Below are 15,723 nucleotides of genomic sequence, written 5' to 3'. Positions count from 1 at the left end.
GTGCGAAATTTGATTCTTGTAGGGCCGATGGGGGCTGGAAAAAGCACCATCGGCCGTTTGCTGGCCAAAGAGCTGCGCCTGCCGTTCAAAGATTCCGACAAGGAAATTGAATTGCGCACGGGTGCCAATATCCCATGGATCTTCGATAAAGAAGGCGAGCTGGGCTTTCGTGACCGCGAGCAGGCGATGATTGCCGAGCTGTGCGGCTGCGATGGCGTGGTATTGGCGACCGGCGGTGGCGCCGTCATGCGCGATGAAAACCGTCGGGCGCTGCATGCCGGTGGTCGGGTGGTGTATCTGCACGCGTCGGTCGAACAGCAGGTGGGCCGTACCGCCCGTGATCGCAATCGCCCGTTGCTGCGCACCGCCGACCCGGCGAAAACCCTGCGGGACCTGCTGGCGCTGCGCGATCCGCTGTATCGGGAAATCGCCGATCTGGTGGTGGAAACCGATGAACGGCCACCTCGGATGGTCGTACTTGACATCCTTGAGCGCCTGCAACGGTTGCCACCCCGTTAAAGCCTGGCCCGAAATGCGCTATTCTCGGCGGCGCGCCATGACCTTGTAAGGTATGGCGTAGAGCCACCAGGCGGTGTCGAGATGTCGACAGTGCCGGTCGTTAATACATCTTCAACGCGGGGACACATGCAGACACTTAAGGTCGATCTAGGCGAGCGCAGCTACCCGATCCACATTGGCGCAGGTCTGTTGGACCAGCCCGAACTGCTTGCGCCGCATATTGCCGGCCGACAGGTGGCAATCATCTCCAACGAAACGGTCGCGCCGCTGTACCTTGAGCGTCTGAGCCGCAGCCTGGCGGCGTACTCGGTGATCTCCGTGGTGTTGCCTGACGGCGAAGCCCACAAAAACTGGGAAACCCTGCAACTGATCTTTGATGGCCTGCTGACTGCGCGCCATGACCGTCGAACCACTGTGGTCGCCCTGGGCGGCGGTGTGATTGGCGACATGGCCGGGTTTGCCGCGGCCTGCTACCAGCGCGGCGTGGATTTCATCCAGGTGCCGACCACCTTGCTGTCCCAGGTCGATTCGTCGGTGGGCGGCAAGACCGGCATCAACCACCCGCTGGGCAAGAACATGGTCGGCGCGTTCTACCAGCCTCAGGCTGTGCTGATCGACACCGCTACCCTCAACACCTTGCCGCCGCGCGAGCTGTCGGCGGGTCTGGCGGAAGTCATCAAGTACGGCCTGATTTGCGATGAGCCGTTCCTGACCTGGCTGGAAGAACACATGGACGCCTTGCGCGCCCTCGATCAGGTAGCCCTGACCGAAGCGATTTCCCGCTCCTGCGCGGCCAAGGCGCTGGTGGTCAACGCCGACGAGCGTGAGTCCGGCGTGCGGGCCACGCTGAACCTGGGCCACACCTTCGGCCATGCGATCGAAACTCACATGGGCTATGGTGTGTGGTTGCATGGGGAAGCCGTAGCGGCTGGCACCGTGATGGCATTGGATATGTCGCAGCGCCTGGGCTGGATCAGCGCCCAAGAGCGCGATCGCGGTATCCGCCTGTTCCAGCGTGCCGGTTTGCCGGTTGTTCCGCCCACGGAGATGACCGAGGCGGATTTCCTTGAACATATGGCGATAGACAAGAAAGTGATCGACGGTCGACTTCGACTGGTACTGCTGCGCCACATCGGCGATGCCGTGGTGACCGACGATTATCCAAAAGAGATTCTACAGGCCACGCTGGGAGCGGATTACCGCGCCCTGGCCCAGCTCAAAGGTTAATAAGACCCGATGACTAGTTTGCATGCCGACGAGGCGTTCCTCGGCCATTATCACTTGAGCCACGACCCCTTCGCACCACGGGTGCCGGGTTTCAAGTTCTTCCCCGCCCAGCGCAAGCCGGTACTTGGGCAGTTGCATCACCTTGCGCGCTACAGCCAGTTGCTGCTGGTGGTGACCGGCCCTCTGGGCAGCGGCAAGACCTTGCTGCGCCAGGCGCTGGTGGCCAGCACCAACAAACAATCGGTGCAGAGCGTGGTGGTATCTGCCCGCGGTGCCGGTGATGCGGCTGGCGTACTGCGCGAGGTGGCGCAAGCGTTGAACGTCTCCAACGCCGAGCCGAACGCGATTCTCAAGCAGGTGGTGCAATTGGGCCTGACCGGCCAGGAAGTCTACCTGTTGGTAGACGACGCCGAGCAGCTCGACGAATCGGCCCTGGAAGCCTTGCTGGCGCTGGCAGCGGGTACGCCGGAAGGTCGCCCGCATGTGTTCCTGTTCGGTGAGTCGTCGTTGATCGCCGATCTGGAGCAGATCAGCGGTGAGCAGGAGCTGTTTCACGTCATCGAGTTGCAGCCGTACGAAGAGGAAGAAACCCGCGAATACCTTGCACAACGTCTTGAAGGCGCAGGGGCGGGTATCGAACTTTTCACCGCTGCGCAGATCTCTGATATTCACGAAAGCTCCGATGGCTGGCCTGGAAATATCAACCAGGTTGCCCGCGATGCCATGATCGAAGCCATGATTGCCAGCCGCTCTGCGGTCAAGCGTCCAAAGATGGGGTTCACTATGCCTAAGAAGCACGTATTGGCTATTTCCGCCGTTGTCGTGGTCGCTGTTGCCGCCGCCTGGTTGATCCCGGGCCGCAACAAAGCACCGACAACCACTGGCGCGCCAACCGAACAGGCGCAGTTGCCACTGGGCAAGCCCACGCCAAACGTCGAATTTGCCAACTCCGGCCAACCGACCAACCTGCCGATGGTCGGCCAACCTGTGATGCGCGGCCCTCTGGCCGAAGAAGCCGGTGGCATCTCCGAAGGTGACGACGGTGTGCCGGTGGAAGGCTCCAGCGCCACGCCGCCGACCGTGACCACCACCGCGCCACCTGCAGGCGTACCGGCCGGTGTGCCAGCGACACCGGTTGCTCCGGTCGCCAAGCCGACTCCGACGCCGGCGCCCACCGTTGCTACCGCCAAGCCTGCTCCGGTGACCAAGCCTGTCGCACCAGCGCCAGCCGCCAAACCAGCCCCGGCCGCCAAGCCTGCGGAAAAACCAGCCGCCACCGTTGCCAAGGCCGGCGCTGCTGGCAGCAGCTGGTACAGCAGCCAGCCTACCGGTAACTTTGTGGTGCAAATCCTCGGCACCAGCTCCGAAGCCAACGCCCAGGCGTTCGTCAAAGAGCAGGGCGGCCAGTACCGTTATTTCAAGAAAGTGCTCAACGGCAAGCCTCTCTACGTGATCACCTACGGCAGCTTCCCAAGCCGCGCCGCAGCCGATTCTGCCATCAAGGCCTTGCCAGCGAAGGTTCAGGCTGGTAAACCTTGGCCTCGCACTGTTGCCAGCGTTCAACAAGAACTGGCAGCAACTCGCTGAAGATCCGGCGGCCTTACCCAGGCCGCCCTCCCGGCACCTCAAAAAAATCCGCAAGTGCGTGCAGTCTCCCGAGACCGCGCGCTTTGTGGTGTCTGCGTCACAGTGGCTTTTGAGTCGTAGCGGTCAGAATTAAAAAAGTTTTGACTAGCACAGCATATCGCTTTAAACCTTTCATAAATGCGACATAGATTTGCGACATTTCGTCGCTAAATTTGTGAGCGTCTGTGTCGGTGTGTACAATGACCTCCCTTTTGCCCCCGCTAAGCCGGCGTACGTTCGGCGTGGAAGGTAACCGGTTGAATTGAAAAGAAATTTGCCTCGGTAAAAGAGGCAGCCTGGTGAGAAAGTGTCTATGAAAGCAGGTCTGTACCAACCCGATGAATTCAAGGATAACTGCGGTTTCGGCCTGATAGCCCACATGCAGGGCGAACCCAGTCATACCCTTTTGCAAACGGCCATCGAGGCCCTGACCTGCATGACCCACCGCGGTGGGATCAACGCCGACGGCAAGACCGGTGACGGCTGTGGCTTGCTGATTCAAAAGCCCGACCAGTTCCTGCGCGCTGTCGCCAAAGAGCAATTCGCGGTCGAACTGCCCAAGCAGTACGCCGTGGGCATGGTGTTTTTCAACCAGGACCCGGTAAAAGCCGAAGCCGCTCGCGAGAACATGAACCGCGAGATCGCCGCCGCCGGCCTGCAAATTGTCGGATGGCGCAAAGTGCCCATCGACACCAGCGTACTCGGCCGCCTGGCCCTGGAGCGCCTGCCGCAGATCGAACAAGTATTCATCGCAGGCGATGGCCTGAGCGACCAGGACATGGCGATCAAGCTGTTCACGTCCCGTCGTCGTTCGTCGGTGCTCAACGCCGCCGACACCGACCATTACATCTGCAGCTTTTCCCACAAGACCATCATTTATAAAGGCCTGATGATGCCGGCGGACCTCACCGCCTTCTATCCAGACCTTAGCGATGAGCGCCTGCAAACCGCAATCTGCGTGTTCCACCAGCGCTTTTCCACCAATACCCTGCCGAAATGGCCGCTGGCCCAGCCATTCCGCTTCCTCGCCCACAACGGCGAGATCAATACCATCACTGGCAACCGCAACTGGGCCCAGGCCCGTCGCACCAAGTTCGCCAACGATTTGATGGACCTCGAAGAGCTCGGCCCGCTGGTCAATCGCGTGGGTTCCGACTCCTCCAGCATGGACAACATGCTCGAACTGATGGTCACCGGCGGCATCGACCTGTTCCGTGGCGTGCGCATGATCATTCCGCCAGCGTGGCAGAACGTCGAGACGATGGACCCGGACCTGCGTGCGTTCTACGAGTACAACTCGATGCACATGGAACCGTGGGACGGCCCGGCCGGCGTGGTCATGACCGACGGCCGCTATGCGGTGTGCCTGCTCGACCGTAACGGCCTGCGCCCGGCGCGTTGGGTGACCACCACCAACGGTTTCATCACCCTCGCCTCGGAAATCGGCGTGTGGGACTACAAGCCTGAAGACGTGATCGCCAAAGGCCGTGTGGGCCCTGGCCAGATCCTGGCCGTGGACACCGAGACCGGGCAGATCCTCGACACCGACGCCATCGACAACCGCTTGAAGTCCCGTCACCCGTACAAGCAATGGCTGCGCAAGAACGCCCTGCGCATCCAGGCGACCATGGAAGACAACGACCACGGTTCGGCTTTCTATGACGTGGACCAGCTCAAGCAGTACATGAAGATGTACCAGGTCACGTTCGAAGAGCGCGACCAGGTGCTGCGTCCGCTCGGTGAGCAAGGCTACGAGGCCGTCGGCTCCATGGGCGATGACACGCCAATGGCCGTGCTGTCCCAGCGCGTACGCACGCCGTACGACTACTTCCGCCAGCAGTTCGCCCAGGTGACCAACCCGCCGATCGACCCGCTGCGTGAAGCCATCGTGATGTCCTTGGAAGTGTGCCTCGGCGCCGAGCGCAACATCTTCCAGGAATCGCCTGAGCATGCCTCCCGCGTGATCCTCAGCTCGCCGGTCATTTCCCCGGCCAAATGGCGCTCGCTGATGACCCTGGAGCGTCCGGGCTTCGATCGTCAGATCATCGACCTGAACTACGACGAGAGCCTGGGCCTTGAAGCCGCAGTGCGTAACGTTGCTGACCAGGCTGAAGAAGCCGTGCGTGCCGGTCGTACCCAGATCGTACTGACCGACCGTCACATTGCGCCTGGCAAGTTGCCGATCCACGCGTCCCTGGCGACCGGTGCGGTGCACCACCGCCTGACCGAAAAAGGCCTGCGCTGCGACTCCAACATCCTCGTGGAAACCGCCACTGCCCGCGACCCGCATCACTTTGCGGTGCTGATCGGTTTCGGCGCTTCGGCGGTTTACCCGTTCCTCGCGTACGAAGTGCTGGGTGACCTGATCCGTACCGGTGAAGTGCTGGGCGACCTCTATGAGGTGTTCAAGAACTACCGCAAGGGCATCACCAAGGGCTTGCTGAAGATTCTGTCGAAGATGGGTATCTCCACGGTCACCTCGTACCGTGGTGCTCAGTTGTTCGAAGCCATCGGTCTGTCCGAAGAAGTCTGCGAGCTGAGTTTCCGTGGCGTACCGAGCCGCATCAAGGGTGCGCGTTTCGTCGACATCGAAGCCGAGCAAAAAGCCCTGGCCGGCGAAGCCTGGAGCGCGCGCAAGCCGATCCAGCAAGGTGGCCTGCTCAAGTTCGTGCACGGTGGCGAATACCATGCCTACAACCCGGACGTGGTCAACACCCTGCAAGCCGCTGTGCAGCAGGGCGACTACGCCAAGTTCAAGGAATACACGAGCCTGGTGGACAACCGCCCGGTGTCGATGATCCGCGATCTGTTCAAGGTGAAAACTCTGGACACGCCGATGGACATCGCCGAAGTCGAGCCGCTGGAGTCGATCCTCAAGCGCTTCGACTCCGCCGGTATTTCCCTGGGCGCCCTGTCGCCCGAGGCTCACGAAGCCCTGGCCGAAGCCATGAACCGCCTGGGTGCGCGTTCCAACTCCGGCGAAGGCGGTGAAGACCCGGCGCGCTACGGCACGCTCAAAAGCTCGAAGATCAAGCAGGTGGCCACCGGCCGTTTCGGGGTGACCCCGGAGTACCTGGTGAATGCCGAGGTGCTGCAGATCAAGGTGGCCCAAGGCGCCAAGCCGGGTGAGGGTGGTCAATTGCCAGGCGGTAAGGTCAACGGTTTGATCGCCAAGCTGCGCTATGCGGTGCCGGGCGTGACGTTGATCTCGCCACCGCCGCACCACGACATTTACTCGATTGAAGACTTGTCGCAGCTGATTTTCGACTTGAAACAAGTCAACCCCCAGGCCCTGGTCTCGGTGAAACTGGTGGCAGAAGCCGGCGTCGGCACCATCGCCGCCGGTGTGGCCAAGGCCTATGCCGACCTGATCACCATCTCCGGCTACGACGGCGGCACCGGCGCTTCGCCGCTGACCTCGATCAAGTACGCCGGTGCACCGTGGGAACTCGGCCTGGCCGAAACCCACCAGACCCTGCGCGGCAACGACCTGCGCGGCAAGGTGCGAGTACAGACCGACGGCGGCCTGAAAACCGGCCTCGATGTGATCAAGGCCGCGATCCTCGGCGCCGAAAGTTTCGGCTTCGGTACTGCGCCCATGATCGCCCTGGGCTGCAAATACCTGCGCATCTGCCACCTGAACAACTGCGCCACCGGCGTGGCGACTCAGAACGAGAAACTGCGCAAGGATCACTACATCGGCACCGTCGACATGGTGGTGAATTTCTTCACCTACGTCGCCGAAGAAACCCGTGAGTGGCTGGCCAAATTGGGCGTGCGTTCGCTGGAAGAGCTGATCGGTCGCACCGACCTGTTGGACATCCTCGAAGGCCAGACCGCCAAGCAACAACATCTGGACCTCACGCCGCTGTTGGGCAGCGATCACATCCCGGCAGACAAGCCACAATTCTGCCAGGTGGACCGCAACCCACCGTTCGACAAAGGCCTGCTGGCCGAGAAAATGGTCGAAATGGCCGGCTCCTCGATCAACGACGCCAGCGGTGGCGAATTCGCCCTGGATATTTGCAACTGCGACCGTTCCATCGGCGCACGCATCTCCGGCGAAATCGCACGCAAGCACGGCAACCAGGGCATGGCGAAAGCGCCGATCACCTTCCGCTTCAAGGGCACTGCGGGCCAGAGCTTCGGCGTGTGGAACGCCGGCGGCCTGCACATGTACCTGGAAGGCGACGCCAACGACTACGTGGGCAAGGGCATGACTGGCGGCAAACTGGTCATCGTTCCGCCGGCTGGCAGTGTGTACAAGACCCAGGACAGTGCCATCATCGGCAACACCTGCCTGTACGGCGCCACCGGTGGCAAGCTGTTTGCCGCAGGTACTGCCGGTGAGCGTTTCGCCGTGCGTAACTCCGGTGCTCACACCGTGGTGGAAGGCACTGGCGATCACTGCTGCGAGTACATGACCGGAGGCTTTGTCGCGGTACTGGGCAAGACCGGTTACAACTTCGGTTCGGGCATGACCGGCGGTTTCGCCTACGTGCTCGACCAGGACAACACCTTCGTCGACAAGGTCAACCACGAGTTGGTCGAGATCCAGCGCATCAGCGGCGAAGCCATGGAATCCTACCGGAACCACTTGCAGCACGTGCTGGACGAGTACGTCGAGGAAACCGGCAGCGAATGGGGTCGTAACCTCGCCGAAAACCTCGATGATTACCTGCGTCGTTTCTGGCTGGTCAAGCCCAAGGCTGCCAACCTGAAATCGTTGCTTTCCAGCATCCGTGCCAACCCGCAGTGATATGCGCCTGAACAGTTTGATGAGGTTTTAACATGGCTGAACGTCTGAATAACGACTTCCAGTTCATCGATGTCGGGCGCAAAGATCCGAAGAAGAAACTGTTGCGTCAACGCAAGAAAGAGTTCGTGGAAATCTACGAACCCTTCAAACCCCAGCACTCGGCCGACCAGGCCCACCGTTGCCTGGGGTGCGGTAACCCGTATTGCGAATGGAAGTGCCCGGTGCACAATTTCATTCCCAACTGGCTCAAACTGGTGGCTGAGGGCAATATCCTCGCCGCCGCCGAGCTGTCGCACCAGACCAACACCCTGCCGGAAGTCTGCGGCCGGGTGTGTCCGCAAGACCGTCTGTGTGAAGGTGCCTGCACCCTCAACGACGGCTTCGGCGCGGTGACCATCGGTTCGGTGGAGAAGTACATCACCGACACCGCGTTCGCCATGGGCTGGCGTCCGGACATGTCCAAAGTCAAGCCGACCGGCAAGCGCGTCGCGATCATCGGCGCGGGCCCTGCTGGCCTGGGGTGTGCCGACGTGCTGGTGCGTGGCGGCGTGACTCCGGTGGTGTTCGACAAGAACCCAGAAATCGGTGGCCTGCTGACCTTCGGTATCCCTGAATTCAAGCTGGAAAAAACCGTACTCAGCCACCGTCGTGAAGTGTTCAATGGCATGGGTATCGAGTTCCGCCTCAATACCGAAATCGGCAAAGACATCACCATGGAGCAACTGCTCGCCGAATACGATGCGGTGTTCATGGGCATGGGCACCTACACCTACATGAAGGGCGGCTTTGCCGGTGAGGACTTGCCCGGCGTGTATGACGCGCTCGACTTCCTGATCGCCAACGTCAACCGCAACCTGGGCTTTGAAAAGTCGCCGGAAGATTTCGTCGACATGAAGGGCAAGAAGGTCGTGGTGCTGGGCGGTGGTGACACCGCGATGGACTGCAACCGCACCTCGATCCGCCAGGGCGCCAAGTCGGTGACCTGCGCTTATCGCCGTGACGAAGCCAACATGCCCGGCTCGCGCAAAGAGGTGAAGAACGCCAAGGAAGAAGGCGTGAAATTCCTCTACAACCGCCAGCCGATCGCCATCGTCGGTGAAGACCGTGTGGAAGGTGTGAAGGTGGTCGAGACCCGTCTCGGCGAACCGGACGCCCGTGGCCGTCGCAGCCCCGAGCCGATCCCGGGTTCCGAAGAAATCATCCCGGCCGACGCCGTGGTCATCGCCTTCGGTTTCCGCCCAAGCCCGGCGTCGTGGTTCGAGCAGTTCGAAATCCAGACCGACAGCCAGGGCCGCGTCGTGGCCCCGGAACAAGGCCAGTACAAGCACCAGACCAGCAACCCGAAGATCTTCGCCGGTGGCGACATGGTGCGTGGGTCGGACCTTGTGGTCACCGCGATCTTCGAAGGCCGTAACGCCGCCGAAGGCATCCTGGACTACCTGCAAGTCTGATGATCGTTCCCACGCTCTGCGTGGGAATGCCGCCAGGACGCTCCGCGTCCCGAACAGCATGACGCGGAGCGTGGGAGCGATCCTGCGGCGGCATTGCCGCGACAAATTGACCCGATAGACAAAAGGCACGGTGCATTCCGTGCCTTTTGCGTCGCGCTCTGAGAAAATGCCCGCACTTTTTTTGCGGATGCCGACATGACTGCCCTCAAGAACGACCGTTTCCTTCGTGCCCTGCTCAAGCAACCCGTAGACGTCACCCCGGTGTGGATGATGCGTCAAGCCGGTCGCTATCTGCCGGAATACCGCGCCAGTCGCGCCAACGCCGGTGATTTCATGAGCCTGTGCATGAACCCGGAGTTCGCCTGCGAAGTCACGATGCAGCCGCTGGACCGCTACCCACAACTGGATGCGGCCATCCTCTTCTCCGATATCCTCACCATCCCGGACGCCATGGGCCAAGGCCTGTACTTCGAAACCGGCGAAGGCCCGCGCTTCAAGAAAGTCGTCAGCACCCTGGCCGATATCGAAGCCCTGCCGATCCCTGACCCACACAAAGACCTGGGCTACGTGATGGATGCTGTGAGCACCATCCGCCGCGAGCTCAACGGCCGCGTGCCGCTGATCGGTTTCTCCGGCAGCCCCTGGACCCTGGCCACCTACATGGTTGAAGGCGGCTCGTCGAAAGACTTCCGCAAGACCAAAGCCATGCTCTACGACAACCCGCAAGCCATGCACCTGTTGCTGGACAAGCTGGCGCAGTCGGTCACGTCCTACCTCAACGGCCAGATCATGGCGGGTGCCCAAGCGGTACAGATTTTCGACACCTGGGGTGGCAACCTGTCGGCGGCGGCGTACCAGGAGTTCTCCCTGGCCTACATGCGCAAGATCGTCAGCGGCCTGATCCGTGAGCACGAAGGCCGCAAGGTTCCGGTGATCATGTTCACCAAAGGCGGCGGCCTGTGGCTGGAAAGCATCGCTGACGCGGGCGCCGATGCATTGGGCCTGGACTGGACCTGCGACCTCGGCGAAGCGCGCCGTCGCGTCGGCAACCAGGTTGCCCTGCAAGGCAACATGGACCCGACCGTGCTGTACGCCAAGCCAGAAGCGATCCGCGCCGAAGTCGGACGCATCCTGGCCAGCTATGGCAAGGGCAGTGGCCACGTGTTCAACCTTGGCCACGGCATCACACCGGAAGTGAACCCGGAGCACGCGGGTGCGTTCTTGCGCGCAGTGCACGAACTGTCGGCGCAGTACCACGAATGAACGCCACCAAATAAAAAACGCCCGGTTTATGCCGGGCGTTTTTACATTTGGATCATGTGTCTATTAATTGTTCTGCAAACCGAGCTATTACATGGTCGAATGCTTGTTGTTCACCTAAGGGTGTATAACGCAAAACCGCCATGAGAGTCTTGAAGTCTTCTACATTGGCTGCCTCAATGAATGAGGGGTCAAAGACGCGTTCAATTGCATCTTGGCGTCTGTTGTTTAAATAGGCGATATCTAGGGCGAGAACTTCGATCATTTTAGTCGCTGCTGAATCAGAGGTGCTCGCCGCCTGTATTTGTCCTGTCAGAAGATATCGAAAGCGCTGTTCACAATTTTCCTCTAAGGGAGAAATATGTTCGGCTTCGTCGAACCAGTTTTCTTTCGCGTGCCCACAGTGTAATGGGGCGCCGGGTTTGGTTTCCCTGATACAAGAAGCATGAAGGTTTTGGTATGCCAGAGCGAGGTCGTCAAAAGTTTCTTGTGGTCGAAAGTGCTCGATATGACTGGATGTCGCATCAATGTCTCGGCCACAGTAGCAACAGAAATAACCTTGCTCCAGTAGTAGGCTATTGTGCAGGTCGCGTTTCTGAGGGTTCTGAAGAGTGGAATAGGTAGGCTCCCACTCTTCGTTGGTTGACGCCTTCCATTGGGTAAATGACGCTGGCTCGGATCCTTTGAATATTTGTTTCATTTTCCGAGGATCTCCTTGCGACGGATCAACGCTTGTGCTCCTGCGAACTCAGGAAGATCGGGCGCAACTTTCCTGAGCGCTTTGAGCTGGGCTTTGGCTTCTACCAGGTTGTTGTCTTCAATGGTGCTGAATAGTTCGCTGAGGAGCGTTTCCACTTCTGGCTCGCGCTCGGATACGCCCATGATCTCCTCGAGCACTCGGCTGGAATCTAGTCCGTAGGATACGCGTGGGTGTGAAGCATCTCCGTCGTTCAGAAGCATGATTTCATTTGGCATCAAACCACCGATTATCTGTGGAGAGTGACTTGCAGCTATGAACTGTATCTTTGGAAAAGCTTTTTTTAACGTCGAAACGATACTGCGCTGCCAACCTGGGTGTAAATGAATGTCCAATTCGTCAATTACGATGATGCCGTTAGTCTTCTCTAAGACTTTGCTACCCATGTGGGGGTTAATAAGACACATTCGGCGTGCAATGTCGGCGATCAAAGAAAATAAACCACGCTGCCCATCACTCAAACTTGAAAATGGCAGGGTTTTGTTTTGATTTAGTTGAACTAGCAGAGTGCGCAGTCCGAGGTCGTATTCGATACCTTTTGAATCGGGTAATACGGATTTAAGTGCCAGATTGACCCAGAGCAACTCATCGTCGAAAGAGTTTTTAGCTTCTGATCGCGACATCCGTTGTAGGCGCTCCAGCGTTTTTCCAATAAACCAACTTTCAAAATTTGTAAGATTTATTGCGGCATCGGACCAGTTTGCGTAGGCATCCAGACGTGATGACTTTTGTGTGGCCGCGAACTCAGCGGTCACATTCGGAGAAGCCCAACGGCGGTTGGCACGATAAAAAGCTATTATGGGAAGGTCCATTTGACCTTTGGAGTCTAAATTGTCGAGCTGCGTAGATACAGTTGTATGGACTACGTGATTGTAAGATTGCCCTTGGTCTTTTCGCTCTTTAAATATTTCCCAATTGTCAAGGCCGAAAGCTGAGCCTTTGGCATTAAGTTTTAAAGGGTATAAATGCTCGAATCTGTAGCGATCATCGTACTGCTGGATGGTAAATCGAACATCTTGATCAGTAATTTGAGCGTCTCTATTTCCCATTGCTGTGGAAAAGTTATAGAGGCTAGACGCAACTGCCTGCAATAATGAAGTTTTTCCACTCCCATTAACTCCCACCACCAGGTTAAATCCCGGCTGAAAGTCAAAAGTGGCATCCTCGTAACAACGAAAATTCTGAATATGAAGCTGGTCCAGGCGCATTCTGGCTTTCCTTTACCAAGACTGACGAATGCCAACAGTGTACCTTGGCCCGTCAGAACCGCCAGGGGCGTAGGTGTTACTAGCTTTGGAGCTGTCCCAGTGGCGGCAACTTCGCCAGCTTCAACGCTACCAGCAACGCGCCAACCAACAGAGCGACGATGAACGCGCCAATCCCGTTCCACCCGGCAAAGTGCCAGAAAAACCCACCCGCCGTCCCGGCAATGCTCGACCCGACGTAATAGCAGAACAGGTACAGCGACGACGCCTGCCCCTTGGCTTTCACTGCGCGGCGGCCGATCCAGCTGCTGGCGACCGAGTGGGCGCCGAAGAAGCCGAAGGTGAACACCAGCATGCCCGGTACCACCAGCCACAAAGGCGTGAACAGCGTCAGGGCCATGCCGGCGAGCATCAGCACGATGGTGCCCCATAGTACGCGGCGGCGGCCGAGGCGGTCGGCCAGGGAGCCGATTTTCGCCGAGCTGTAGATGCCCGAGAGGTACACCACTGACAGCAAACCGACCACCGCCTGGCTCAACTCGTAGGGGGAGGCCAGCAGGCGATAGCCGATGTAGTTGAACATCGTCACGAACGCGCCCATCAGCAGGAAGGCTTCAAGGAACAGCCACGGCAGGCCGGCGTCCTTGAAGTGCATGACAAAGCCGTCCACCAGGCTGCGTGGCTTGAGGCTGCTGGCGCGGAAGTTGCGCGATTCGGGGAGGATCTTCCAGAACACCGTGGCAGCGATCAACGCCAGGGCGCCGATGATCAGCATTGCGGTGTGCCAGCTGACGAAGTCGATCAACACGCCGATGATCAGGCGCCCGCTCATGCCCCCAATCGCGTTGCCGCCGATGTACAGGCCCATGGCCAGGCCGATGTGCTGCGGGTGGATCTCTTCGCTGAGGTAGGTCATGGCCACGGCGGCCAGGCCGCTCAAGGACAAGCCCACCAGTGCACGCATCAACAGGATGCCCTCCCAGCTCGGCATCAAGCCGCTGGCGATGGTGGCCAGCGCCGCACAGAACAACGCAGCGACCATCACCGGCTTGCGCCCCAGCCTGTCGGATATCGGCCCGGTGATCAGCAGGCCGCAGGCGAGCATGGCGGTCGCGACGGACAAAATCAGGCTGCTTTGCGCCGCATTGATGGAAAACTCGTGGGACAGCGCCGGCATCATCGGCTGCACGCAATACAACAGCGCAAAGGTGGCGAAGCCGCCGGAGAACAGCGCCAGCACGGTGCGCATGAACATCGGCGTGCCTTTTTCGATGTACGCGTCGTTGAGCTGCGCCACCACGTCATCAAGGGCTGAGGGCGGGGTGTGTTGGGCAAGTGGAGCAACAGCAGGATTCACGAGGGACCTCGGGGAGGAAAGTCTGCCAGGACTGACAATACGAAAAAGCATATAGCTGGCTAATGATTCTTTCCAATATATTGTTCGACCTGTTTGATAGCTTTTACAACCTAATGAGGCTTGCATGGAATTTCGCCATTTGCGCTACTTCATCGCCGTTGCCGAAGAACTGCACTTCGGCCGCGCCGCGCAGGTGCTGGGCATCTCGCAGCCGCCCCTGAGCCAGCAGATCCAGGCGCTGGAACACGAGCTGGGCGCACGCTTGTTCGAGCGTACCAATCGTCGGGTCGAGCTGAGCGAGGCCGGGCGCTTGTTCTTGCAAGAGGCACGGCTGGTGCTGGCCCAGGTCGACAAGGCGGCAGATGTGGCGCGGCGTGCGCAGTTGGGGGAACTGGGTGAATTGAAGATCGGCTTCACCTCGTCTGCGCCGTTCAACGCCAGCATTCCCCAGGCGATCTTTGCCTTCCGCCAGGCATTCCCGGCGGTGCATCTGAACCTGCAAGAAATGAGCAGCACCCAAGTGGCCGAGTCGCTGGTGGACGAGTCGATTCAGGTTGGGTTGATGCGGCCTTTGCCCTTGCCCGACTCACTGAACGTGATCGAGTTGATGCGCGAACCCTTGGTCGCGGTATTGAGCGCCGGCCACCCGTTGGCGCAAGGCAGCGAGCGCGGCTTGCATCTGGAGCAATTGGCCGAGGAGCCTTTCGTGTTCTTCCCGCGCAGTTACGGCAGCGGCTTGTACGCGCAGTTGCTCAACCTCGCTCGTGACGCCGGGTTCAGCCCGCACTTTGCTCAGGAAGCAGGGGAAGCAATGACCATCATCGGCCTGGTGGCGGCGGGGTTGGGGGTGTCGGTGCTGCCGGCGTCTTACCAGCGCATCCGCATTGATGGCGTGGTCTATCGCACCTTGCTCGACCCGCAGGCAGTGACGGCGGTGTGGCTGGTGCAGCGCAAGGGCGCGCAAACGCCAATGGCGAAAGGGTTTGTGGAGTTGTTGACGCGTAAGGCCGCTCAATAACCTGTGGCGAGGGAGCTTGCTCCCGCTGGGTCGCGTAGCGGCCCTAAAAAATGGGCCTGCTGCGCAGTCCAGCGGGAGCAAGCTCCCTCGCCACAAGGGGGTCAGTTTTGGGGCGAAGTATTTGCTTCATTCACGCTGTAAGTACGCAACCCCGCCAGAATATCCCGATCCAGCATGCTCACCCAACGGTTGTAGTTGCGATGGATCTTCCCGTCCTTGTAGCCCAGGTCGCGGCTGTCGCGGTAGGTGATGGCGTAGCTGTTGCGGGTGTAGCGGATGTCGATGGCGGCGTAGAACTGGCCGCGCACGGTGATCTCGGCCTGCACCAGTTGCGGGCTCAGGCGTTGTACCGTCCACTCGCGTTTTTGCAGGGCGGCGACGATCACTTGCTTCATTTTTTCTTCGCTGACCTGGCTTGTGGCCGGTAACTCATGCTGGGTGTTGAGCACGGGTTTGCTGGTGCAGCCAGCCGTGGTCAGCAGGGCCAGGGTGATCAGGGCAGCGCGTAGCAGGGAAGACATTCCGTTTTCTCCAATCGATTAAA

The 15,723-nt window shown here is 59.6% G+C and carries 11 protein-coding genes; 7 read left to right on the top strand and 4 right to left on the bottom strand.

The genetic code is table 11. The features are described from left to right. The 6 genes from aroK (at position 1) to hemE (ending at position 10,845) form a co-directional block, all read left to right on the top strand. The gene (gene aroK / locus FXO12_RS16265; RefSeq protein ID WP_003187914.1) at positions 1–519 is read left to right on the top strand and encodes a shikimate kinase AroK; all 519 of its coding nucleotides are present in this window, start codon (positions 1–3) and stop codon (positions 517–519) included. Between the two features lie 126 nt (positions 520–645). Further along, on the top strand, positions 646–1,746 hold the full coding sequence (gene aroB / locus FXO12_RS16260; RefSeq protein WP_054919444.1) for a 3-dehydroquinate synthase: 1,101 nt from the start codon (positions 646–648) through the stop codon (positions 1,744–1,746). 9 nt (positions 1,747–1,755) lie between these two features. Beyond that, the gene (locus FXO12_RS16255) at positions 1,756–3,333 is read left to right on the top strand and encodes an SPOR domain-containing protein (protein ID WP_054896205.1); all 1,578 of its coding nucleotides are present in this window, start codon (positions 1,756–1,758) and stop codon (positions 3,331–3,333) included. A gap of 352 nt (positions 3,334–3,685) precedes the next feature. Beyond that, the gene (gltB, locus tag FXO12_RS16250) at positions 3,686–8,131 is read left to right on the top strand and encodes a glutamate synthase large subunit (RefSeq protein ID WP_057975398.1); all 4,446 of its coding nucleotides are present in this window, start codon (positions 3,686–3,688) and stop codon (positions 8,129–8,131) included. 32 nt (positions 8,132–8,163) lie between these two features. Then, positions 8,164–9,582 (top strand): FAD-dependent oxidoreductase, encoded by a 1,419-nt coding sequence (locus tag FXO12_RS16245; RefSeq protein WP_057975399.1) that lies wholly within the window; start codon positions 8,164–8,166, stop codon positions 9,580–9,582. Positions 9,583–9,777: 195 nt separating this feature from the next. After that, positions 9,778–10,845, top strand: coding sequence for a uroporphyrinogen decarboxylase (gene hemE / locus FXO12_RS16240; protein ID WP_003187922.1), 1,068 nt, complete (start codon positions 9,778–9,780; stop codon positions 10,843–10,845). A gap of 52 nt (positions 10,846–10,897) precedes the next feature. On the opposite strand, the gene FXO12_RS16235 is transcribed toward hemE, so the two are convergent. From FXO12_RS16235 to FXO12_RS16225, 3 genes are all read right to left on the bottom strand, one after another. Continuing rightward, a complete protein-coding gene (locus FXO12_RS16235) occupies positions 10,898–11,542 on the bottom strand; it encodes a retron system putative HNH endonuclease (RefSeq protein ID WP_054896207.1) in 645 nt (214 codons plus the stop codon). Then, a complete protein-coding gene (locus tag FXO12_RS16230; RefSeq protein ID WP_054896208.1) occupies positions 11,539–12,807 on the bottom strand; it encodes an AAA family ATPase in 1,269 nt (422 codons plus the stop codon). Before FXO12_RS16230 ends, FXO12_RS16235 begins: the two co-directional genes overlap by 4 nt. Positions 12,808–12,886: 79 nt before the next feature. Beyond that, positions 12,887–14,161 (bottom strand): MFS transporter, encoded by a 1,275-nt coding sequence (locus tag FXO12_RS16225; RefSeq protein WP_057975400.1) that lies wholly within the window; start codon positions 14,159–14,161, stop codon positions 12,887–12,889. A gap of 124 nt (positions 14,162–14,285) precedes the next feature. On the opposite strand from FXO12_RS16225, the gene FXO12_RS16220 reads away from it, so the two are divergent. Continuing rightward, positions 14,286–15,179: a LysR family transcriptional regulator gene (locus FXO12_RS16220; protein ID WP_034125583.1), complete on the top strand. Its 894-nt coding sequence runs from the start codon at positions 14,286–14,288 to the stop codon at positions 15,177–15,179. Positions 15,180–15,280: 101 nt separating this feature from the next. Here the strand turns inward: FXO12_RS16220 and FXO12_RS16215 are convergent, their stop codons facing one another. Then, positions 15,281–15,700 (bottom strand): hypothetical protein, encoded by a 420-nt coding sequence (locus tag FXO12_RS16215; RefSeq protein WP_020301670.1) that lies wholly within the window; start codon positions 15,698–15,700, stop codon positions 15,281–15,283. Positions 15,701–15,723 lie beyond the last annotated feature (23 nt).

This window comes from Pseudomonas sp. J380, from assembly GCF_009827115.1.
GTDB classification, from domain to species: domain Bacteria; phylum Pseudomonadota; class Gammaproteobacteria; order Pseudomonadales; family Pseudomonadaceae; genus Aquipseudomonas; species Aquipseudomonas paracarnis.
This window is presented reverse-complemented; position numbering and strand designations above follow the sequence as displayed.